At 70.9% G+C, this 21,886-nt stretch carries 18 protein-coding genes; 7 read left to right on the top strand and 11 right to left on the bottom strand.

Annotated elements, in window-relative coordinates; genetic code table 11:
* Positions 1 to 10: 10 nt before the first annotated feature.
* A complete protein-coding gene (locus tag ACQPZP_RS34750) occupies positions 11 to 3,136 on the bottom strand; it encodes a glycosyl hydrolase 115 family protein (protein ID WP_433473922.1) in 3,126 nt (1,041 codons plus the stop codon).
* Positions 3,137 to 3,430: 294 nt separating this feature from the next.
* On the opposite strand from ACQPZP_RS34750, the gene ACQPZP_RS34745 reads away from it, so the two are divergent.
* The 3 genes from ACQPZP_RS34745 to ACQPZP_RS34735 all read left to right on the top strand — a co-directional run bounded on the left by ACQPZP_RS34745 (position 3,431) and on the right by ACQPZP_RS34735 (position 5,311).
* On the top strand, positions 3,431 to 4,432 hold the full coding sequence (locus ACQPZP_RS34745; RefSeq protein ID WP_433473921.1) for a patatin-like phospholipase family protein: 1,002 nt from the start codon (positions 3,431 to 3,433) through the stop codon (positions 4,430 to 4,432).
* A gap of 21 nt (positions 4,433 to 4,453) precedes the next feature.
* Positions 4,454 to 4,954 carry an ArsR/SmtB family transcription factor gene (locus ACQPZP_RS34740; protein WP_433473920.1) on the top strand — a complete coding sequence of 167 codons (501 nt, stop codon included), beginning with the start codon at positions 4,454 to 4,456 and terminating at the stop codon, positions 4,952 to 4,954.
* A gap of 207 nt (positions 4,955 to 5,161) precedes the next feature.
* Complete coding sequence (locus ACQPZP_RS34735) at positions 5,162 to 5,311, top strand: hypothetical protein (RefSeq protein WP_433473919.1); 150 nt, start codon at positions 5,162 to 5,164, stop codon at positions 5,309 to 5,311.
* 37 nt (positions 5,312 to 5,348) lie between these two features.
* Here the strand turns inward: ACQPZP_RS34735 and ACQPZP_RS34730 are convergent, their stop codons facing one another.
* The 8 genes from ACQPZP_RS34730 to ACQPZP_RS34695 form a co-directional block, all read right to left on the bottom strand.
* Complete coding sequence (locus tag ACQPZP_RS34730; protein ID WP_433473918.1) at positions 5,349 to 6,905, bottom strand: alpha-L-arabinofuranosidase B; 1,557 nt, start codon at positions 6,903 to 6,905, stop codon at positions 5,349 to 5,351.
* A gap of 292 nt (positions 6,906 to 7,197) precedes the next feature.
* Positions 7,198 to 7,440 carry a hypothetical protein gene (locus tag ACQPZP_RS34725; protein ID WP_433479725.1) on the bottom strand — a complete coding sequence of 81 codons (243 nt, stop codon included), beginning with the start codon at positions 7,438 to 7,440 and terminating at the stop codon, positions 7,198 to 7,200.
* Between the two features lie 36 nt (positions 7,441 to 7,476).
* Positions 7,477 to 8,712: a cytochrome P450 gene (locus ACQPZP_RS34720; RefSeq protein ID WP_433473917.1), complete on the bottom strand. Its 1,236-nt coding sequence runs from the start codon at positions 8,710 to 8,712 to the stop codon at positions 7,477 to 7,479.
* Entirely contained in the window at positions 8,709 to 9,350 is a 642-nt protein-coding gene (locus ACQPZP_RS34715) for a GTP-binding protein (protein ID WP_433473916.1), read from the bottom strand. Before ACQPZP_RS34715 ends, ACQPZP_RS34720 begins: the two co-directional genes overlap by 4 nt.
* Positions 9,331 to 9,693: a DUF742 domain-containing protein gene (locus tag ACQPZP_RS34710; protein ID WP_433473915.1), complete on the bottom strand. Its 363-nt coding sequence runs from the start codon at positions 9,691 to 9,693 to the stop codon at positions 9,331 to 9,333. The genes ACQPZP_RS34715 and ACQPZP_RS34710 overlap by 20 nt, the downstream gene beginning before the upstream one ends.
* Positions 9,690 to 10,094 (bottom strand): roadblock/LC7 domain-containing protein, encoded by a 405-nt coding sequence (locus ACQPZP_RS34705; protein ID WP_433473914.1) that lies wholly within the window; start codon positions 10,092 to 10,094, stop codon positions 9,690 to 9,692. The genes ACQPZP_RS34710 and ACQPZP_RS34705 overlap by 4 nt, the downstream gene beginning before the upstream one ends.
* A gap of 6 nt (positions 10,095 to 10,100) precedes the next feature.
* A complete protein-coding gene (locus ACQPZP_RS34700; protein ID WP_433473913.1) occupies positions 10,101 to 11,750 on the bottom strand; it encodes a sensor histidine kinase in 1,650 nt (549 codons plus the stop codon).
* 212 nt (positions 11,751 to 11,962) lie between these two features.
* Positions 11,963 to 13,183 (bottom strand): cytochrome P450 family protein, encoded by a 1,221-nt coding sequence (locus tag ACQPZP_RS34695; RefSeq protein WP_433473912.1) that lies wholly within the window; start codon positions 13,181 to 13,183, stop codon positions 11,963 to 11,965.
* 349 nt (positions 13,184 to 13,532) lie between these two features.
* On the opposite strand from ACQPZP_RS34695, the gene ACQPZP_RS34690 reads away from it, so the two are divergent.
* The 4 genes from ACQPZP_RS34690 to ACQPZP_RS34675 all read left to right on the top strand — a co-directional run bounded on the left by ACQPZP_RS34690 (position 13,533) and on the right by ACQPZP_RS34675 (position 19,826).
* A complete protein-coding gene (locus ACQPZP_RS34690) occupies positions 13,533 to 15,341 on the top strand; it encodes a WD40 repeat domain-containing protein (protein WP_433473911.1) in 1,809 nt (602 codons plus the stop codon).
* 153 nt (positions 15,342 to 15,494) lie between these two features.
* The gene (locus tag ACQPZP_RS34685; protein WP_433473910.1) at positions 15,495 to 17,186 is read left to right on the top strand and encodes a sigma-54-dependent Fis family transcriptional regulator; all 1,692 of its coding nucleotides are present in this window, start codon (positions 15,495 to 15,497) and stop codon (positions 17,184 to 17,186) included.
* A gap of 59 nt (positions 17,187 to 17,245) precedes the next feature.
* Positions 17,246 to 18,682, top strand: a complete 1,437-nt coding sequence (locus ACQPZP_RS34680; RefSeq protein ID WP_433473909.1) for an aldehyde dehydrogenase — start codon at positions 17,246 to 17,248, stop codon at positions 18,680 to 18,682.
* Between the two features lie 43 nt (positions 18,683 to 18,725).
* Positions 18,726 to 19,826, top strand: coding sequence for an NAD(P)-dependent alcohol dehydrogenase (locus tag ACQPZP_RS34675; protein ID WP_433473908.1), 1,101 nt, complete (start codon positions 18,726 to 18,728; stop codon positions 19,824 to 19,826).
* Between the two features lie 65 nt (positions 19,827 to 19,891).
* Here ACQPZP_RS34675 and ACQPZP_RS34670 read toward each other — a convergent pair whose 3' ends face one another.
* The gene (locus tag ACQPZP_RS34670; protein ID WP_433473907.1) at positions 19,892 to 20,911 is read right to left on the bottom strand and encodes an ABC transporter permease subunit; all 1,020 of its coding nucleotides are present in this window, start codon (positions 20,909 to 20,911) and stop codon (positions 19,892 to 19,894) included.
* The gene (locus ACQPZP_RS34665; protein ID WP_433473906.1) at positions 20,908 to 21,822 is read right to left on the bottom strand and encodes an ABC transporter ATP-binding protein; all 915 of its coding nucleotides are present in this window, start codon (positions 21,820 to 21,822) and stop codon (positions 20,908 to 20,910) included. The genes ACQPZP_RS34670 and ACQPZP_RS34665 overlap by 4 nt, the downstream gene beginning before the upstream one ends.
* Positions 21,823 to 21,886 lie beyond the last annotated feature (64 nt).

The following is a 21,886-nucleotide window of genomic DNA, read 5'->3' as shown; positions in this document are numbered from 1 at the left end:
CGTTCACCGTTCACGAGGGGGAGGATGTCAACACGTCCCAGTAGGCGAGCGTGCTTTCCGGGGGCCCGAGATATGAGGTCCTGAGTCCGCCTGTGTCGACCACGATCTTCTGCACGATCACGGTCGGGTCGACCATCCAGAACTTCAGGGTGTGCGTCCCCGTTCCGGTGATGGTGTGCGTGGTCACCGTGCGGTTCACGTTGTCGGACGTGTTCCGCTCCCATTGCTTGTTCATGGTGGTGTCGTTCGCGCCGGTCGCCGTGGTGACGTTCACTAGCTGCGGCTGTTCGCCATCGATCGAGACGGCGTACCTGAGGCCCTCGGTCGACAGGACGCTGTTCCTCGGTGAGAGATAGGCCCAGACCTTTACCGGTCCGGTGGTCGTCAGCGTCATGTCGTATTCGAGCCGCGGGCCCGTACCGGGTTCCAGGCTGGACGCGGTGACGGGGGATGGCTCCATTCCGGCGTCCGTCCGGCCGATTCCCGGGATGCGATTCCATTGGGCCTGGGCGGTGCCGGTCGCGCGGGTGTAATGGTCGGCGTTCATGGAGACATAGCCGCCGGCCTCCACGAAACCGTGCACGTTGGAGGATGCCGGATTCTTCACGACGGCCTGGACGGTCACGGTGCGGCCGTTGGGCCCGGATATCTCGATGGGAACGCGGCTCGTGCCCTTGGGTGCGCGTGACCAGTCGATCGACACGGTGGCCCGTATCTGCTTGTCGACGCGACCGTGGGCGCGGCTGACCTTCACCCATGGCTGGGCCGGTGAGATGCGGTAACCGAAGGGTTCGGAACCGCGGTTGAACACTTCGATGTACTGCGCGGGCGCACTCTGGTAGGGGCTGAACTCCGGCAGGACGGCCTCTGATTTCGCCTCGGGCCACCATTCGTCCGAGCCGTCGATGGCCACGCCCATGTCGGAGCCGTCCGGGACGTCGATACGCTTGAGCTTGGGGAAGATCTCGTCCGGCAGGGCCTCGTTGTTGAGCTCGGGCTGCTGCCAGGGCGCGTTCGGCCCGTAGCGCTCGACGTCGCCGTAACCGATGTGCGGCTGGGTCTGGAAGCCGTCCCATTTCCCGCCGGCGAGCCGGGTGTTGTAGTGGTTCGACATGGCCTGGTCGTCGGCGAACCGCGCCTCGGCGAGGTCGGCGTAGTCGTTGGTGGCGGCCCGTCCTTGCTTCGCGTAGAGGATGTTGGTGAACTCGGCGTCACGCAGTTCGTACAGGTTCGCGGTCGCCTTCACCTGGTAGTAGACGAGCTGGTAGTAGGCGTCCCGATAGGCAGCCGGAAGCCGCCTGCCTATACGTTCGGCATCGGCGGCCAATTGCTTCCATCGCGCGGTGACACCGTCCATCTCCCGGTATTGGTTCAGGTAGAACGGTGTCTGCTGGTCGTCGTACACGACTGCGCCGGAGTCCGTCGGAAGATCCTTGCCGGGATCGACGGTGATGCGCCGGTTCAGCAACTCCGGCTTGCGGAGCGCCTGGAGGTTGCCGTAGCCGTCGAGCACATCGGCGATCTCGGCCGCGTGCTCGGAGCCGAAGCTCTGCGCCGCGTACCGCCGCTCCCATTCCTTCAGCCTGCTCAGCGGCCACCGGCCGGGATCCCACGCGTAGTCGAGGAAGAACTGGAGCGGCAGCTCGTTGTTCTTCATGTCACCGACGTTCGCGACCCACAGATTGCGGATGCCGTACTGGTACGACTGGTTCAGTTGCTCCCAGGTGTTGCCGAGTTGCGCGGTGTCGACCCACTTGTAGTTGCGGCCGCCGCCCACGTAATCGAAGTGGTAGTAGAGCCCGTATCCGCCAGCCCGTTCGGGCAGGTTCCGATCGGGCATCTTGCGCATGTTCCCCCCGTTGTCGTCGGTGAAGACGACCGTCACATCGTCGGGAACGCGCAGACCCCGGTCCCAGTACCGCTGCACCTCCTTGTAAAGGGTCCACACCTGCGGAGTGGCGGACGGGTCCTTTCCGGTGGCGTCGCCCAGGATCCGCCGCTCATTGGCGATGATGTTCTGCATCAGCTCGATGCCGTCGCCGTCCGGCAGGCTCGTGTCGCCGTTACCGCGCATTCCCAGGGTGACGACACCTTCGAAGTCCTCGCGGACCATCCGCTCGATGCCGTCTTTCCAGTACTTCTCGATGGCCTCGGCGTTGCGGCGGTAACTCCACTCGCCCGTCCCGCCGTACGGGTCGTGGCCGGGCATGGCGTGCCGGTTCCACTCCTCGATGCCCCGCATCATCGGCGCTTCATGGGACGTGCCCATGACCACGCCGTACCGTTTCGCCGTCGCGTGGTTCTGCGGATCGTCCTCGGCGAACGCCCGGCCCCACACCGCCGGCCACAGGTAGTTGGCCTTCAGGCGCAGCATCGTCTCGAAGACCCTGGCGTAGAACCCGGCGTTGAAGCCTCCTGGATGTCCCGCGGCCTTTCCGGGCCCGAACTGCTTCGGCGCCCAACGGCCGAGCGCCGGGTTCTCGTCATTGATGAAGAAGCCCCGGTACTTCACCGCCGGAGTGCCCTGCGTGTGCCGTCCGGGCTTGACGTAGACCGCGCCCCGGTGCCGGGACGGGACGTCGTCCCACCAGTACCAGGGGGAGACGCCGATGTTCTTCGAGACGTCGTAGGCGCCGTAGATGGTGCCGCGCTGGTCGCTGCCGGCGATCACGAACGCGCGGCGGACGCCAGGCATCGGGTGGTCCACCACCTGTTCGAGCGTCGTCTCCCACTTGCCCGCGATGCCCTTCACATCCAGCTTGCCGGACTTGACGAGACGGTCGATGAGCGGGCTCTGGCCGATCGTGCCGACGATGACGACGTCCTGTCCGGACGGCGCCCCGTCCCGTGCGACGGCCGGCTTGACGCCGGTCACGCGCTCGATGTCGGACCGGAGATCGCCGACGACGCGGACGACCCCGGCGTGGTCGGCCGCGCTGACCACCAGCGGAGCGGCCTTCCCCTCCTCGACCAGCGGGAAGTACCCGCGCCCGTCCCGGAAAGAGATGTAGGACGCGGGGTCCTGGCCCTGTCCCGGCCGGGCGGGCGCCCGCGCGGCGGCGGGCGCGGCGGTGAAGGCGACGACGGTGGGGACCAGGGTCAGGAGAACCTTCCACATCCGCGGGGATCCGCCCATCGGCTGTCTCCTCTGCAGGGAAACGGGCTTCGAAATGTTTCGCTAGCCTTTCGATGGCCGACAGGAAAATATCCCCATGGATCCCCTTAGTCAACTACTTGCACGGGCTTTCAGAGGTCAGGATCGAGATGGTCGATCGGGCGACTGTGATCATCCTTCGAAATCTTTCGACCCCGTCTAAAGGGGCGTCCGCCCGGGCATCTACCAGGAAGGCAAGCGGAACGCGCTTCCGGGGGGCTTCCCGTTCCTCTGCCGAATGCGGACCGCGCCCTCGGCGGCGGAGGGAGATCGACCATGAACGGTTATGCGGACCTTGTCCTTGAGGGCGGCGGCGTCAAGGGAATCGCTCTCGTCGGCGCGATCGCGGAGATGGAGGCGCGGGGATACCGGCTCGGCGCGCCCGCCCGCGTCGCCGGGACGTCCGCCGGCGCGATCGTCGGGTCGATGCTGGCCGCCGGCATGCCGGTCCCGGACATGGTCCGCGTCATGCGCGAGCTCGACTACCGGTCGTTCCAGGACGGTTCGCGGTTCGCCCTCGTCCGGGGGCTGTCCCTGCTGACCACGCTCGGCATGCACAGGGGCGACGCGCTGCACCGCTGGATCTCCGCTCGCCTGAAGGAATGCGGTATCGAGACATGGGGGCAGCTGAAACTGCGCGACCCGGACTCCGCGCTGCCGCCAGGCCACGCCTACCGGCTGGTCGTCGTGGTCTCGGACATCAGCAGCGGGCGGATGGTGTGCCTGCCATGGGACTACGAGCGCTACGGCCTGAACGCCGACGACCAGTCCGTGGCGGACGCCGTGCGCGCCTCGGCGTCCATTCCGGTCTTCTTCCGGCCGTGCCGGATCGGCCGCGGCGACGGCCGGAAGTGCGTGCAGGTGGACGGCGGCATGCTGTCCAACTACCCGATCACCATCTTCGACCGGGAGGACCGCGAACCCCGCTGGCCGACGTTCGGCGTGAAGCTGTCCGCGCGTCCCCCGGCCGGCGGCGTGTTCCGGCAGTGGCGCGGCGTCCGCGGGCCCATCGGCTACGGGCGGGCACTGGTCCAGACGATGGCCGAGGCGCACGACCGGGTGCAGATGGACGAGCCGTCCATCGTGGCCCGCACGATCTTCGCCCACACCGGCGGTGTCCTCGCGACCGACTTCGACCTCGACGCGGCGACCCGCGACCGCCTCTACGCCGCCGGGCGGAAGGCGGCCGGGGAGTTCCTCGACCGCTGGAACCACCACGACTACCTGGACACGTACCGCCGCGGAGGCCCGCTGCAAAGGCCGGTCACCTCCGGCTAGCCCACGAGATGCCTTGCCTGAGTGGGTCTGTGGGCGATGGCGGGGCGGGTCGCGCGGCTGGAGGAGAGGGTGGCCGCGTTGGAGGGCACGGCACCCGGCGCCGAACGCCCGGCGCCGAACGACACGTTCTGGGCGCTGAACGCGCTCAAGGACCGTGTCGGCGACCCGGGCGCGGTGCTGTTCACCGGCTCGGTGACGCTCCCGGGCGGCGAGCACTACGAATGGCAGCAGGGGCACACGGTCGACGACCTGCTGCAGGACGACTGGTCGCGGGCCGCCGAGACGCTGTCGGCGCTGGCGCACCCCGTACGGCTCCTTCTGCTCCGGGAGATCCTGCACGGCGCCCGCACCACCGCCGAGCTGGCCGCCCACGAGCGTCTCGGCACGACCGGGCAGCTCTACCACCATCTGCGCCAGCTGGTCGCGGCCGGCTGGCTGCGCACCACCGGGCGAGGGCGGTACAGCGTTCCAGGCGAGCGGGTGGTGCCGATTCTCACGGTGCTCGCGGCGGCCCGCCGCTGACCGACCCATCATCGGAGGAGAGATGCACAGGACGATCGCGCGCTTCAGCGTCCTAGGCGCCGCTGGCCGCTCGCGGCCCGGCCGGACGCGTTCCCTGCGTTCGGCCGGGACGTCCTCGCGCCCGCCGACGGGGTCGTCGTCCAGGCGAGCGGCAGGCAGCGCGACCACTGGAGCCGGAATTCCTGGCCCGGCGTCCTCTACCTGCTGGTGGAAGGGATGGTGTTCCGCCAGTTGCTGTCGCTGATGACCCTGTCGGCGGGCCGGTTCGTCGTCGGCAACTCCGTGGTGCTGGACCTCGGCGACGGGCGGACCCGCACGGGCGTGCCGGGCTCCCGGGTCCCCTTCACGGCCCCGTGATGTGTCACGGGGCCGTGCCTGAGCAGGCAACGCGGAGTCAGGACACCCAGGGAGAGGCGACGGCCCAGCTGACATCGGCCGCCCAGTTCGCCGAGGCGTCGAAGGTGTGCGAGCCGCCGTTGCTGGCGATGTACAGCGTGTTGCCGTAATGGCGGAGGAACCGGTCCGGGTAGTTGTATGAGGCGAAGGACGTCCCGCTTCCGCTCTGGCCGGTCTGGGGGCAGAACGTGGCGTCGGCGCGGAACTGCGAGGTGCCGTCCATCGGCTGCCGGTAGAGCTGGAAGCTGTAGTGCCGCAGGAAGTCGCCGGGGTAGTTGCGGGATTCGAACGACACGCATGAGTCCTTCGCCAGCCCCCGGCGCACGATCCACGTCGCGTCGTTCTTGTCGAGCGATGAACTGCCCGACGAGATTTCCGAGGTCACGACACCGTCGTTCTGGTGACGGACATACCGCGTGGTACAGCAGGCCGTCGTCGCGCGCAGGGAGATGGTCGAGCCCGGAGTGAGCGTCCCGGCCGCGACCGGGCTCGGGCCGCCGTAGCCGACGGACACGATGTCGGCCTGCACGGCGTTCTCGGCCGCGTCGGTGGGCAGCCCCGACGTCATCACGCCCTCGAAGAACGAGCCGATGGCGGTGTTGCTGTTGTCACCGCCGATGCCGAGGATGATCGCGCCCTCCTTGCGCATCGGTGAATAGCCCGAGGGGGAGGTCGGCAGCGCGCCGGAGTAGCGGGTGGAAAGGCCGCCCGACTGGCCGTTGCCGTCCTTGAGAGCGAAGAAGTTCGTCCCGTTGTTCTTCAGCATCGTGGTCGCGAACGGACTGCGGTTGCCGGTGTACGCGGAGTTCTGGCTGCCGCCGGTGTTGGACTGGAACAGGCCGTTCTCCAGATCGGCCATCACCCACGGTCCCGAGCCGTTGCACGGCGAGAACCAGCACAGGGTGCCGAAGTAGATGGCGTCCATGTGGCCATTGCCGTTGTCCAGGTTGTTGGTCTCGGCGTTGCCGTAGTCGAAACAGCAGCTGCTGTTGAAGTGCGTGCCGGAGGCGACCATGTACATGCCCTCGGGCTGGCTGCCGGTCGCCACGCCGGACGTGGAGTTGTCGCGGTACCCCATGCGGCCTGAGAACGACGCGCCGTAGACGGTGTGGCCGCCGGCGGTGACCGGCAGCGCGTCCGCGGGCACCGGGTCGTCCTGGCCGCCGACGCCGCCCGGTGGCGCCGGGGTCAGATCGTTGTGGCGGGACGACTGGTCGTAGATGATCGTGATGACGCACGTCGTGCCGGCGCAGAAAGCGTCCTGCGCCGCCGCGTCGGCGTACCCGCCGGCACCGAGCACGCCGATGTCGCGGGTCGCGCCGTTCGACGCGCGGCGCACCTGGTAGAGGCGGCCGCTGTACGAGGCGAACAGCGCCCGCGTCGTGCTGTGCGCGGCGACGCAGGGCGTGCCCGCGGAGGCGTAGATGTCGCACGGGAGCGGCCCGGCCGCCTGCGATTCGCCCGGCGTCCCGACCACGTTCCCTAAGACGAGCGCGACGAGCGCCGCCGCGCAAAGCAGTGTCCTTTTCCAGCGCGCGGGTCGTGACCGATTCATCGTGTGCACCTTTCGTTCCTGCTGGTGAACTCTGATGACAGCCGAGGGCGCGGCGGCCGTCGCCGCTCAGGCATGACCGACCGAACCGAGTTAGCGCTCACAGATAAACAGCGAGGCCGGACACGGCTCTGAGTCGAGATCGGGAGCTTCTGTCGCCCTCAGGCGAGAACAGACTTTGTTATCGCTAACATTCGTCAATCGGTGGGAGCCCTCCCTTATCGGGTGGTGGTCCAGGACGGTGCTGTGAGCGAATACCAAGCCGCGAGCCCTGTCAAGACCGGATTGCGAACCGTCAGGTCAGGCTCGACTCGTCGCGATCCTCGATGACCAGTCCCTTGGTCTTGAGGACGTCGACCAGGTTGCACAGCTCGATCGTCGTCCTGCCGCACGACGACGACCCCGTCTTGAACCCGACCAGGTTCGGGCAGGCGTCCAGCAGGGCGGCCACCGTCGTCGCCGTGTAGGCGGCGTTGGCCCGGTGGTAGACGATCAGGCCGAGCGAGGTGGCCGCGCACACCGCCTTGACATGCGCGATCAGGCCGTCTCGGCGACCGCCGCCCGCGTCACCCGTTCAGTAGGGCACCATGGCCGGGCTGAACGTCACCGGCAGCGAGGCCAGGCGGCGGACCCAGAACGACGGGAGCCACAGGAGCTCGTCCGGATCGACCGCGAGCTCGATGTCGGGCAGCCGGTCGAGCAGCACCTCGACCGCCGTCCGGGCGACGACCTCGGCGAGCTCCGGGGCGGGGAACGGGCATCCGTGGTCGCCGTGCCCGAACGACAGGTGGGCGCGGTTGCCCGCGCCGGCGCCCTGCGCGGGCGGCTGCACCTGGGGGTCGGCGTTCGCCGCGGCCCACCCGAGGATCAGCATGTCGCCCGGACGGATCCTGCGCCCGGCCAGCTCGCAGGCGTGCACGGCGAAGCGGCCGATGTTGTTCTGGGACGGCGTGTCCTCCCACAGCACCTGGTTGAGCGCCTGCGAGACACTGCCGCGGCCGCCCTGGAGCGTCACGGCGAACTGGTCGTCGACCAGCATCAGCCGCAGCGTGTTGCCGATCCAGTGGCCGGTGGGCAGGTGCCCGGCGCTGATCATCGGGATCAGGTCGCTGACCAGCTCGTCGACGGTGTAGTTCGCGGAGTGCTGGAGCAGGCGGGACGTGACGTCCGGCCCGGGATGCGCCCTGCGTGACTCGGCCAGCCTGCCCATGCTCTCCTGGAGCCGCTGGTACGCCGCGACGGCGTTCTCGTCGGAGCCCGCCACGTTCTGGATGTCCCGGATCATGTCGGGCACCTCGGCGTCGGGAACGCCGAAGAGCCCCATCATCACCAGCGGCGGGAGCCGGTCGGCGAACTGGCTGCCCAGGTCGGCCTCGCCGTCCCCGGCGAACTCGTCGATCAGCTGGTCGGCGATGCGCTCGCAGTTGTTGCTCAGCTCGGTGCGGTCGACGGCGTCCAGGGCGTCGCTGATCGCGGCGCTGCGCCGCTTGTGGTCCTCCCCCTCGGCGAGCATCACCGACGGGTTCCAGCCCACGAACGGCAGTAGGGACCAGTTCTCGGGCACCATGTCCCAGGCGTTCCAGCGGCGGGTGTCGCGGGCGAACAGGCCGGGGTTGGAGGTGACGTGGTTGACCTCCCGGTACCCGATCACGTACCAGGCGGGGATGTCGCCTTCCAGCAGGACGGGCACGACCGGGCCGTGCTCGCGCCGCATCCGCTCGAAGAAGTCCCTGGGCCGCTGGTCGAACTCCGGCCCGTACAGGCGGACGGCGTCCGCGTCGGCGGGCGGCCGGACGGTCTCGTCGGTCACTGCACGGCCTCCTGGAGTGCGGCGGGATCGTGGAGCGTGGTGAGGTGCCGGACGAGCGTGATCAGCACGCTCTTGCAGGAATCCCGGACCCGGGCGTCGCAGTCGACCAGGGGAACGTCGTCGGCCAGCGACAGCGCTTCGCGCACCCGTTCGAGCGAGGGCTGCGGACCGGGGCCGTCGAACCGGTTGACCGCCACCACGAACGGCATCTTGTGGTGCTCCAGCCGGTCGAGCGGGTAGAAGGAGTCCTCCAGGCGGCGCGTGTCCACCAGCACCACCGCGCCCAGGCTGCCGGAGAACAGCTGGTCCCAGATGAACCAGAACCGCTTCTGGCCGGGGGCTCCGAAGAGGTAGAGCACGCGGTGGTCGTCCAGGGAGATGCGGCCGAAGTCGAAGGCGACCGTGGTGGTCCGCTTGTCGGCGACGCGGCTCGGGTCGTCGATGCCGACCCCGGCCTGCGTCATGACCTCCTCGGTGCTCAGCGGCCGGATCTCGGAGATCGAGCCGACCATGGTGGTCTTCCCGACGCCGAACCCGCCCACGACCACGATCTTCAACGCGTCCCGTGCGGTGCTGCGCAGCGGCACGCCGCCGGCGGGTCCGGGCCCCGCCGCCTGGTCAGAGTTCTTCGAGTCCAACGAGCACCTGCTTCAACGTTTCCAGGTCGGCCAGGTGAGTCGTCGCGGTGGCCGACGTCGGATGACGGACGGTGATATGGCCGGTGTCGCGCAGATCGAGCAGCAGGATCTTCACCACGCTCACCGGCAGTCTCAGATGGGAGGACAGCTCGACCACCGCCACCGGCTCGCTGCGGCACAGCCGCAGGATCGCGACGTGCTCGGACTGCATGCCGGGCGCCGGGTCGTTCTCGGCGACGACCAGGGTGACGAGGTCGAGGTCCTCGTCGCCGACCCGGCTGCGGCCACCGGTCACGGTGTAGAGCCGGTCGGGATCATCGAGGTCCAGGGGACGCGGGTTCATCTCGACGCGGCGGTGCGCGGCGCCGCGGTCAGGTAGCCGCCGATCTGCTCCACCAGTTCGTTCATGCTGTGCCCGACCAGGCCGACGTCGGCGTTGTCGTGGGCCACGACGGCCAGGTGCGCCCCCTCGCCGGCCGGGATGATCAGCAGCAGCCCGCCGGCGAACTCCACCATCGACTGGCCGGCGCCGACGCCGGAGCCGAACTCGTGGGAGGCGGTCAGGGACAGGCTCTGGATTCCCGAGGCGATGGCCGCGAGCTGGTCGGCCCGGTCGTTGTCCAGTCCGCGGGTATGGCAGATCTTCAGGCCGTCCCTGGACAGCACCAGGACGTGCTGGATGCCGGGGGCCCGGTCCACAAGGGAGGCCAGAAGCCAGTCGAGTTGGCGCTCATCGGTGCTCATTCGGGATCAGCCCTGCTCATCGGTGTCTTCGGTGGACGGGATTTCGTGCTGCCCGGATCCGCCCGCGGTGTCGTCGGCCGGCCGGTGGCGCCCGGAGGCGGACTGGCGGAACGCGGCGAACCGCGCCCCCGGGTCGCGGGGCTTGGGAGCCGGCGCCGCCTGCTGCTGGACCGTCCCGGCGAGGGTGGCGCCGCGGCGGCGTTTGGGCAGGTACGCCGACTCGTCGGGGCCGCCCGGGCCCGGCGCCGCGGCCATGGCCGCGGCGGGTTCGCGGGCGACCACGGGGGTGCCCCTCGGCGCGCTCAGGATGGACTCCGACAGGGTCCCCCGCGAGGCATCGCCGGAGAGGTGGGTGATGAGCTGGCGCGGGATCAGCACGACCACGCCGACGCCGCCGCGCGACGACGGCCGGAAGCTGACCTTCAGGCCGTGCTTGCCCGCCAGCCGTCCCACCACCGCGAGTCCCAGCCGGGTGCCGGGCAGCGACGTCAGGTCGGCGGCCTCGGAGACCAGCCGCTCGGCGCGCTCCCGCTCGCGCTGCCGCATCCCGAGGCCGCTGTCCTCGACGGTGACGACGACCCCGGCGTCCTCCTCCTCGGCGTAGACGTGCACGGCGGTGCCGTGCGGGGAGAAGTTGGCGGCGTTGTCCATCAGCTCGCCCAGCGCGTGCATGACGCCTTCGGCGGCGAACCCGGCGACGGCGGCGGTGCTGGTCGAGTGGTACTGGACGCGCTGGTAGGAGGCGATCCGGCCCATGGCGCCCCGGATGATGCTCTCCAGCACGATGGGCTTGGTCCAGCGCCGCCCCGAACGTCCGCCGCTGAGCAGCGCGATGCTGTCGGCCAGGCGTCCCATCTGGGAGACGTGGTGGTCGAGGTCGAGCAGATCGCCGAAGACCTCGTCCTCGTTGTACCTGTCCTCCAGGTCGCGCAGCTGGGCGAGCATGCGCGTGGTCTGCGCCTGGATCCGCGCCGCCGCGCTCGCGGACGCCGCCATGGCCGACGCTCTGGTGCGCTCGCCCGCGGCCAAGGCGTCGGCGAGTTCGCGCAGGAGCCGTTCCAGTTCCGCGTACGAGGGCGTCGGGAGCTCGGCCAGCACGGACGCGGCCGAGGCGCGGTCGCCGCGGATCCGCTCGATCAGGACGGGCAGCGTCGAGTCGGCCAGCCGCGTGACCTGGCCCTCCAGGGCGGCCAGCTCGGCCCTGGCCCGGGCGCCGCCGCGCTCGCTCTCCGCGACGCCCTCGGCCACCATGCGCACCAGACGGCCCAGCAGATGGTCCGGCACGGTCCGCAGTTCGGCCAGGGTCTCGTCCGGCGACGCCCCCTGGTGGAGCCGCTCGATCAGCGCGGGCAGCGGCCCGTCGACCAGTTCCTGGAGCCTGCGCGCCAGCCGGTCGTCTTCGCCTTCCACCCTGGTCAGCCGGTTGCGGAAACCCTTCGCGCACTCGGCGTAGTAGGCCGCCGCCCCGATGGCCAGGCTGACGGCCAGCGCCGCGATGCCGCCGCCCACCGCGACCAGCGTGCGCGACTGCCCGTCAACCGCGAGGAGCGTGCCCAGCCAGGCGCCGCCCGTGACGATCGCCGCGACCAACCAGATCCAGAACGCGCGTTCCAGCGCGACGCGCTCGATGCGTGCCCGATCTGCTCGTGTTGCCATCCATCGTGTCCTTGTGAGCGTTGGCGACTGGCGCGCAGGACTTCCTCGGCCCGTCGCACGGCGGCCATAACGGAATAAGGCAAGATCAGGATGCACCATAACGCTCGTGCGCACAGGTATTTGCAAAAATCCCGATCTTTCCCAGACGCGGGCCGGACCCCTGTGGGGGGACGACCCGCCGCACCCCCGGGGAGGAGCCGGAATACCGTCTCTCAGGGCTTGACGGTGCCGAGGGTGATCGGGATGGAGAGCGGGCCGATCGTGAAGAACGACGGCGAGTAGGGGATGTCGTCCGGGTCGATGGCGAGGGCGAGCTCGGGCAGCCGCCGGTAGAGCGCGGCGAGCGCCACCCGGCCCTCCAGCCGGGCCAGTGACGCGCCGATGCAGTACCGGGGGCCGTGGCCGAAGCTGAGGCGCCCGCCCTGTTCCCGGGTGATGTCGAACCGGTCCGCGGTCTCGCCGTACTCCGCCGGGTCGAGGCCGCTCGCCTGGTAGAGCACGCCGACGGCCTGCCCCTTGGGTATGGGCACGCCGGCGATGGTCACGTCCTCCGCGGTGAAACGGAAGCTGGTCATCATCACCGAGTGGCGGTAGCGCAGGGTCTCCTCGACCACGTCGGCCCACCGGCCCCCGGCCACGGCCAGTTCGCGCTGTCCGGGGTTCTGGTGCAGCGCCACGACGGCGTTGCCGAGCAGGTGGACGGTGGTCTCGTGCCCGGCGACGAGCATCAGCCACAGCACGCCGACCAGCTCGTCGGTGGTGAGCCTGTCGCCTTCGTCGCGGGCCTGGACCAGGCTGGAGGTGAGATCGTCGCTGGGTGTCCGCTGCCTGCTCTCCGCCAGTTCGTGCAGGTACGCCTGAAGGGCGTTCTGCGTCGCGAACGCCTCCTCCGGCGGAGTGGTGTGCGCCAGCAGTGTGGCGGTCCACCTGCGCATCCGCGGCCGGTCCTCGGCGGGCACGCCGAACAGCTCGCAGATCACCCACATCGGCAGCGCCTCGGTGAAGGCGGGGACCAGGTCGACGCCGTCACCGGCGGCCACCACGTCGTCGAGCAGGCCCTCCACGATCTGCTGGATGCGCGGCTGCAGCGCCTGCACGCGCGCGGGCGTGAACGCCTTGCCGACCAGGCCGCGCAGCCGCCGGTGGTCGTCGCCGTCCTTCGTGGACAGGTGCCCGCCCTGGACGATGGCGCGTAGCGGCCAGTCCTCGGGGATCGATCCGTCGTGCAGGGCGGGCCAGTGCGCCGGCTCCCGCAGGAAGGTCCTGTTGTCCCCGGCGAGGATCTCCCGTACCGCGTTGTGGGTCAGCGCCAGGTAGGCGGGGACGCCTCCGGGGAACTCCACTTCGACCACGGGGGCGATCTCCCGCAGCCGGATGCAGGTGTCGAGGGGTGCTTCGCCCGCGGCGGGGAAGGAGGGCAGGCTCGTAGTCATTCGATCCCATTGAGAGGTGAGAAGGCGGTAAGTGACGGACCGGTCCATGAATATCCTCTTGATCGCCCCGAGACAAGGCATTCCCAAAGATCAATGATGTGACGAATGTGGTGTATAGAACTTCCCGATTCGGACTTACGCTAAGTGACCGTTATCGGCGCGCTGATATCCGGCCGTTCGGCTTCACCCCGGCGACCGCATCCCGTTGACCACGGCCGACGGGTTGCGGTCGGCCCGGCTCACCGGCCCTTGCCGCTTCGCGCCGGACTAGCGGACAGTGTTCATCGCCACTTGGGTAAATAACCGAAATAGGGGATCCGGTCGGTCTCCGCTCCCTATGATCTCGGCCATGGCGAAGATCATCGACTACGGGCGGTTCGCGGAACGGCTCGCCGAGGACCGGCCTGTTCTGGAGCTGCTCGGCGAGGTGCAGCGCGAGTGGGGCTACGAGGATCCGGGCGGCGAGCCCCTCGTGACCAGGGAGGGCGAGGCCCCCGGATACGAGCCGGACGAGTCCGACCCCGTCCCCGCGGCGCTGATCGAGTGGTGGGACTCCCCGGTCAACTCCTTCGCCTTCCGGCCGAGGCTCTACTGGACGCACTCGGTGTGGCCGCCGTCCGGGCCGGATTCGGTCGACGACCCGCCCGGTGACGAGATCCGGATGTTCATGGCCGAGTACGAGTACGTCAACCAGTGGGGATACCTCGCCTCCGAGGCCCGTCTGCCGGATCCGAAGGTCCTGGTCAACTCCTCCGAAGGCTGGGTCGTGCAGAGCCGGTCGATCTCGGAGTTCTTCCTGCAACTGGCGATGGAACGGCTGCCCGGGACCTTCGGCTGGTCCTTCCGGGTGAGCAGGGAAGACGTCGAGGCCGACCCCGCGATCGTCGAGCGCCTCCAGGAGACGTACCGCGACGTCGGCCTGCTGCCCTGGCAGGAGGCCGGCACCGACGCCCTCACCTTCGGCGGCCCGGACGTGCTCATCCGGCACGGCCGCGGACCCGGAGCCGGCTACGCCGTCGTGGTCCACGGCCGGACCCGCGAGGCGCTCGTCCAGGCGCTGGACACCCTCGGGATCACGTGGACGGACAAGGAGATCTCGGCCCCGAGCGAGGTGCCCCTCCCGACCGAGGACCTGGAACCGGCGTCGTTCACCGACGGGGACGCCGACGACCGGCTGCGCTGGACGGTGGCCTCGGCCGCCGCCGCGTCGGGGGTCCCCGCCGTGCCGGACGTCCCGGCGCTGCGCGGGCTCGCGGACCGGACGGCCGCCGCCGCCGACCGCGAGGCGACGACGGTAGTCGCGGGCGACTCGGCCGGCCACGTGCACGTCTGGGCGGCCGACGGCGAGGAACTCGCCGTCCAGAAGCCGCACCGCGCTCCGGTGACCGCCGTCGCCTGTTACCGCGGGAGCGACGGCACCCGGGTGGTCGTCAGCGGCGACGAAGCCGGGGTGGTCCGGCGGTGGGCCGCGCAGGGGGATCTCCCACGGGTGCCGCTCGACCGGCGGAGGTCGCCCGTCTCGGCGCTGGCCGCCGCGCGCCTGGAGACGGGCCCGGCCTTGGCCGCCGCCTGGGCGGACGGGCTGGTGCGCGTCTGGGACCTGGTCTCCGGCGAGATCGCCGATCTCCGGATCGGCACCGGGATCGAGGCCCTGGCCCTGCGAAAGGAGGGCTCGCTACACGTGTCCACCGCGCAGGGCAGCGCCGAACTGCGGCTCGACCTGGAGCGGCTGTGGCCCGCCCGGCCGCTGCGGCTGCGCCTCCGCGAGATCGACTGGGGGTCGCTCTGGGCGGCGCGCGGCCCGGCCCACGAGGTTCCCGGCCTGATCGCCAAGGTGGCGTCCGACGACGAGGACACGGCGCAGGCCGCCGTCAAGAGGCTGTACGAACTGCTCGCCTACCGGGGCGACGCCTCTCCGAGCGCGGCCGTCCAGGCGGTGCCGTTCCTGGTCGAGCGGATGCTCATCCCGACGAACCGGGCGCGCAACACCCTGCTGCTCCTCATCGCGGACATCGCCGACGGCCCCGGCGACGCGCACGACGCGGTCAAGGAGGCCCTTCCCTCGCTGCTGCATCTGCAGGACGACGAGAACTCGTCCATCCGGTGGGCCGCGGCGGAACTCGTGCGCAACTGCGGGGCCGCGGCCGGCACCTCATGACGGCTCGCGCCGGAAGGTCAACGTGCTACTTATTTCTTACGCGAGGCTTATTAACAGTTGACATACGGTGGCCCGGAGCGCACCCTGTGGGGAGCCGGGTGTGACGCGTGACACACCGTCGCGTGGTGCGACCTCTGCGGACGGGAGGTCATCGTGGTCGACCTGCGGGATCTGGACGACAAGATACGTGATCCCCTTCGCCCGGAGATCGCCTCGTCGTGGCGGCGTTCTCAGCTGAGCGGGCTGGACCCCGGCGACCCGGTGGGCCGGCTGACCTTCGAAGAGGTGAACGACCGCTGCCGGCTGGTGGTCGCCGCCGATCCGGTGCTGGACGACATGGAGCGCACCCTCGACCGCACCGGCTTCGCGGTGATCCTCGCCGACCGGCAGTCGCGCATCCTCGACATGCGCTGCGGCGACCGTCCGGTGCGCACGGCGCTGGAGCGCACCGGCGGGATGCGGGGACGGCTGTTCAGCGAGGAGAACACCGGCACCAACTCGATCGCCACCGCCTACGAGCTGCGCCGCGGCATCGCCGTGCACGGCACCGAGCACTACCTGGAGGCGTTCAAGAAGTTCTCCTGCTACGGGCACCCGATCCTGCACCCGGTCACGCACCGGCTTGAGGGCGTGCTGGACATCACCTGCCTCGCCGTCGACGACAGCCCTCTGCTGGCGCCGTTCCTGATCCGCGCCGCCCGCGACATCCAGGCGCGGCTGCTGGAAGGGTCGCGGCACGCCGAGCAGCGGATGCTCGCCCGCTACCAGGAGGCCGCCACGCAGCACCGCGACCGGCCCGTGCTGGTCCTGGGCGACGGCGTCGTGCTGGCCAACCCGGCCGCGGTGGACCTGCTGCAGGCGTCCGACCACGCCGTGCTGCGCGCGCTGACCGGCGACCTGCGCGACGACCGCGGCCGTCTCCGCGACATCGAGCTGGCCTGCGGCCGGACGGCGCGGGTGAGATTCGAGCGCATCCCCGGCACGGGCGGCGGCGCGCTGTTCGAGCTGGACGCCCTGGACGACCCGCCGCGGCGATCCCCGCCGGTCCCGCGCGGCCGGGCCGCGAACGTCCGGCGCCCCGGCCGTGCCGGCGAGCTGAACCGAATCCGCACGCACCGCCTGCCCGTGCTGATCACAGGAGAGCCGGGGACGGGACGCACCACCACCGCCCGCGAGCTGGCCGGTGACGCGCCGGTGCGGCCGGTGGCCGCGGCCCGGCTGGACGAGGAGGGCGACTCGGCCTGGCTGGCCCGCCTGGCCGAGTCGCTGCGCGCCCCGGACGGCCTCACCGTGCTGGACGACGTCCACCTTCTCCCGGCGGACACGGCCGCTCGTGCCAACCGGCTGCTGGAGGGACGGCCGGGATGGTTCGCGATGACCGGCGCCCCCGCCGACGGGCTCGGCGCCGAGCAGCGCGCCCTGGCGGCCCGCTGCGTCGAGCGGATCGACCTGCCCCCGCTGCGCCGCCGGATCGACGAGCTGCCCCAGCTGGTCGCGGCGGCGCTGTCTGAGGCGGGCGCCGCCGGCAACGTCCGCTTCACCGCGGCCGCCCTGGAGGCCCTGGCCAGCCACTCCTGGCCGGGCAACCTGCGGGAGCTGGACGCGGTGGTGCGCACGGTGCTGGAGCACCGGTCGGGCGGCGACATCACCGTGCGCGACCTGCCCGGGCCGTACCGGATCAGCGCCCGGACGCGGCGGCTCGGCGACCTGGAGCGGGCCGAGCGGGACGCGATCCTCACCGCGCTGCGCGCCTGCGGCGGCAACAAGGTGCACACCGCCGAACGGCTGGGCATCAGCCGCACCACCCTGTACAACCGCATCCGCGCCCTGGGGATCGTCGCCTGACCTGCCGGCTGTCCAGAAGTTGAACAGTTGGGCCGGCGCGCCGGGGTGACGATTCCCCCATGGAGCGACACGACGCGCTGTTCATCGGCGGCGGCTGGGCAGAACCGCAGGGCGACGACCACATCACGGTCGTCTCGGCGAGTACCGAGGAGGTGATCGGGCGGGTGCCCGAGGCCTCGGAGGCGGACGTGGACGCCGCGGTCGCGGCGGCCCGCGGCGCCTTCGACGACCCCGGCGGCTGGCCGGACTGGGAACCGGCCCGCCGGGCGGACGCCATGGAGCGGCTGGCCGACGCGCTGGACCGCCGCAAGGACCGGATCGCGCGGCTGGTCAGCGCCCAGAACGGCATGCCCGTCGCGATCGCCGAGCAGCTGGAGGGCGTGTTCCCCTCGGTGGTGCTCCGCTACTACGCGGGCCTGGTCAGGGCGTCGGCGGTGGAGGAGCGCCGTCCCGGGCTGATGGGCGGCACCACGCTGGTGCGCCGCCGCCCCGTCGGCGTGGTCGCGGCGATCGTGCCGTGGAACTACCCGCAGACCCTGGCCTCGTTCAAGATCGCACCCGCACTGGCCGCCGGCTGCACGCTGGTCGTCAAACCGTCCCCGGAGACCGTGCTGGACGCCTACGCGCTGGCCGAGGCGGTCATGGAGGCCGAGCTGCCGCCGGGCGTGCTCAACATCGTGCCCGGCGGCCGGGAGGTCGGCCGCTACATGATCACGCATCCGCGGATCGACAAGGTCGCCTTCACCGGCTCGACGGCGGCGGGGCGAGAGATCGCCGAGACCTGCGGCCGGCTGCTGCGCCCGGTGACGCTGGAGCTGGGCGGCAAGTCGGCGGCGATCGTGCTCGACGACGCCGACCTGGGCGCCACCATGGAGAACATCTTCGGCGCCACGCTGCTCAACAACGGGCAGACCTGCTACCTGGGCACCCGCGTGCTGGCCCCGCGCAGCCGGTACGCCGAGGTGGTGGAGGCGTTCAGCGCCTTCGCCGGGTCGCTGCGGGTCGGCGACGCCCTCGACGCGGCGACGCAGATCGGGCCCATGGCCAGCGCGAGGCAGCGCGACCGGGTCGAGTCCTACATCGGCAAGGGCCGCAGCGAGGGCGCCCGCGTCACCGTGGGCGGCGGGCGGCCCGCCGGGCTCGACAAGGGCTGGTTCGTGGAGCCCACCGTCTTCGCCGATGTGGACAACGCCTTCACCATCGCCCAGGAGGAGATCTTCGGCCCGGTGCTGTCGGTCATCCCCTACGGCGACGTGGACGAGGCGGTCGCCATCGCCAACGACACCGACTACGGCCTTGGCGGCAGCGTGTGGACCAGCGACCACGAGCGCGGCGTCCAGGTGGCCTGCCGGGTGCACACCGGCACGATCGGCATCAACGGCTACCTGCCCGACCCGACCGCCCCGTTCGGCGGCGTGAAGGCCAGCGGAATCGGCCGCGAGCTGGGCCCCGAAGGACTGGCCGCCTATCAGCAGAACCAGTCCGTCTACCTGTGACCGGCCCCCGGAAGAGAACACATCGAACGAAGAGGTAACCGCCATGGTCTCCATCAGAGCGGCCGTCGTCCGCGACAAGGGCGCCCCATTCGCCATCGAGGAGCTCTCGCTGGCCGAGCCGCGGCCCGACGAGGTGCTGGTGCGCACCGTCGCCACCGGCGTCTGCCACACCGACCTGCTCACCCGCGACCAGATCCTCCCGCCGGGGCCGCCGGCCGTCCTCGGCCACGAGGGCTCGGGCGTCGTCGAGGCGGTCGGGCCGGCCGTCACCTCGGTGGCGGTGGGCGACACGGTGGTGCTCGGCCCGATCAGCTGCGGCGGCTGCCGCAACTGCCTGCGGGGCCACCCGATGAGCTGCGAGACGTTCATGCCCATGAACTTCGGCGGCCGCCGCGCCGACGGCTCGACCGGTTGCACCGACGCCACCGGCGCCGAGGTCAACGCGCACTACTTCGGGCAGTCGTCGTTCGGCTCGCACATGCTGACCCACCAGCGGTGCGTGGTGAAGGTGCCCGCCGGGGCGCCGCTGGAACTGCTCGGGCCGCTCGGCTGCGGGCTGCAGACCGGCGCGGGCGCCGTGCTCAACTCGCTGAACCCGCCGGCGGGCAGCAGCATCGCGGTGCTCGGCGCGGGCGGCGTCGGCCTGGCCGCGGTGATGGCCGCGGCGGTGACGGGGTGCTCCACGATCATCGTGGTGGACCTGCAGGACTCCCGCCTGGCGCTCGCCCGCGAGCTGGGCGCGACCCACACGGTCAACGCGGGCGCGGAGGACGCGGTGGCGCGTATCCAGGAGATCACCGGCGGCGGCGCCGACTTCTCCCTGGACGCGGTGGGCCTGCCGCTCACCGCGCGCCAGGCGGTCGACGCGGTCAACATCGGCGGCACCGCCGGGATCGTTGGCGCCGCCGGGTTCGGGTCGGAGATCCCGATCGACCTGGCGACGCTGCTGACCAGCCGCACGGTCAAGGGCATCGTCGAGGGCGACAGCGTGCCGCAGCTGTTCGTCCCCACCCTGATCGAGCTGTACCAGGCCGGCCGGTTCCCGTTCGACCGGCTCGTGCGGACCTACGCGTTCGACGAGATCAACAAGGCGGTCGAGGACGCCGAGTCCGGCGAGACGATCAAGCCGGTCCTGGTCTTCTGAGACCGTCCCGCGAGACAGGGCGCCGCCGGGAGTCCCGGCGGCGCCCGGACGGCATCGGCCGGGATTCAGGCGCGCCGGACGCGGCGCAGGCCGAACGCGATGAGCACCCCGCTGAGCGCCACATAGAGCGCGGTCTCGCCGGACTGGAACGCCCAGTAGCGGTCGCTCGGCTGGTACTGGACGTCGACGTGGAGGTCGAGCTTGGACAGGCACACCGCGGCGTCGCCGAACGTGCCGCGGGCACCGGTCTTCGGCGGCGTGTTGAGGCACGCGTTGAACGTGGTCTCGCCGAGCGTCCGCCCGTCCGCGGTGCGCATGGGGCTCACGTCGCTGATCCACGCGTCGGGGGAGCCCGGCACCTCCAGGCCGCCGATGGCGGGGGCACCGGTGATGCTGCCCAGGTTCCTGGCCCGGTTGATGGTCTCCGCCGTCATCGGCAGGGTCGCCTTCTCGGACGGCATGAGATGCGGACGCACCAGGTTCGGCACGGCGAACTGCAGGACGAGGAAGACGACGCCTGTGACGGCCATCGCGGGGAGCGTCCGGCGCACGAGCAGGCCGATGACGGTGCCGAGCGTGAAGGCGAGGACGGCGTGGCCGATGGGGGCGATGTCGCGGGCGCCGAACTCCACGGTGCCGAACCGGTCCCCGGTGACCTCGTCGTACGGCGAGGCCGCCCACGTGAGCAAGAGGCTCGCCAGGCCCGTGAGGACCATCGCGACCAGGCCGACGAACGCCATCCTGCCGAGCAGCCAGCGGTGGCGGGCCACGCTCTGGTTCCACACGAGCCGGTGGGTGCCGGTCTCCAGCTCACGTGCGACGAGCGGCGCGCCCCAGAACACGCCGATGACGACGGGAATCAGGCCGAGTCCGGCGGCCAGGAACAGCAGCGTGTTCTGGTAGGCGCTCTGGAACTGGCTCCTGGCCTGGGCGCAGTCGCCGGGATCGCCGCAGCGGGACCGGTAGGCGTCGTAGCCGTCCCGGATGTCCCCGCCCAGGTAGAGCAGGTAGACGGCGATCAGGGCCAGCGCGATCGCGGCGACGAGCGCTTGGAGGCGGAACTGCCGCCAGTTCAACCAGATCATCGCGGACCTCCCATGGCCGCGGCGCCGAGCCGGGTGGCGGGCGCATCCGCCCTGGACATGTAACCGAGCACCAGCTCTTCGAGCGTGACGGGTTCCACCGTGCATGGAAGCGACGACGGCGGAACGCCGGTGCGCGCGACCGCGCTGCTGTACCGGTCGTCGTGCTCCATCCGGATGACCTCGACCCCGGCGGGCAGCCGGTCGAGCCCACCGCGGGGCGCGACCAGCCGGCGATGGCCGGCCAGCAGGTCCCGGACCTCGCCGGCCACCTGGATCCGCGAGTCGCACAGCACGATGAGGTAGTCGCAGACCCGCTCGATGTCACCGAGCAGGTGGGACGACAGCACGGCGCTGGCACCGAGCTCGGCGACGAACTCCATCAGGTTCGCCAGGAACCCCTGGCGGGCCAGCGGGTCCAGCGCGGCGGCCGGCTCGTCGAAGATCAGTAGTTCGGGGCGCTTGGCGGCGGCGATGGTCAGCGCCAGCTGCGCGCGCTGGCCGCCGGACAGCCGTCCCGCCTTCTGGGCAGGGTTCAGCCCGACCTGCGCGATGCGCCGCTCGGCCAGGCCCCGGTCCCACGACGGGTTCAGCCGCGCGCCCAGGCGCAGATGGTCGGCCACGCTGAACGACGCGTACACCGGCGTGTCCTGCGCAACGAAACCCACCCGTGCCAGATGGGCGGCGCTCTCCGCCGGACGGGACCCGAGGACGCGCAGCGAGCCCGACGTCGGCTGCAGCAGCCCGCAGGCCAGATGCAGCAGCGTCGACTTGCCGGCCCCGTTCGGGCCGACCAGGCCGATGACGCGGCCGGACGGAACGGTGAGGTCGACGGCGCTCAACGCCACGCGGCGGCCGTACCTCTTCGTCAGACCCTCCGCCTGCAGAACCAGGGGGGAACTCTCATTCGACATGGTTCCCATCCTGGAAACCGGTGCCGGGCCGGGCATCGGTCCAAGGCACGGTCGGTGCCGCGGC

Source organism: Spirillospora sp. CA-142024 (assembly GCF_050942325.1).
Classification (GTDB): domain Bacteria; phylum Actinomycetota; class Actinomycetes; order Streptosporangiales; family Streptosporangiaceae; genus Spirillospora.
Note: the sequence above shows the minus strand (reverse complement) of the source record. Positions and strands in the feature narration are given on the sequence as shown.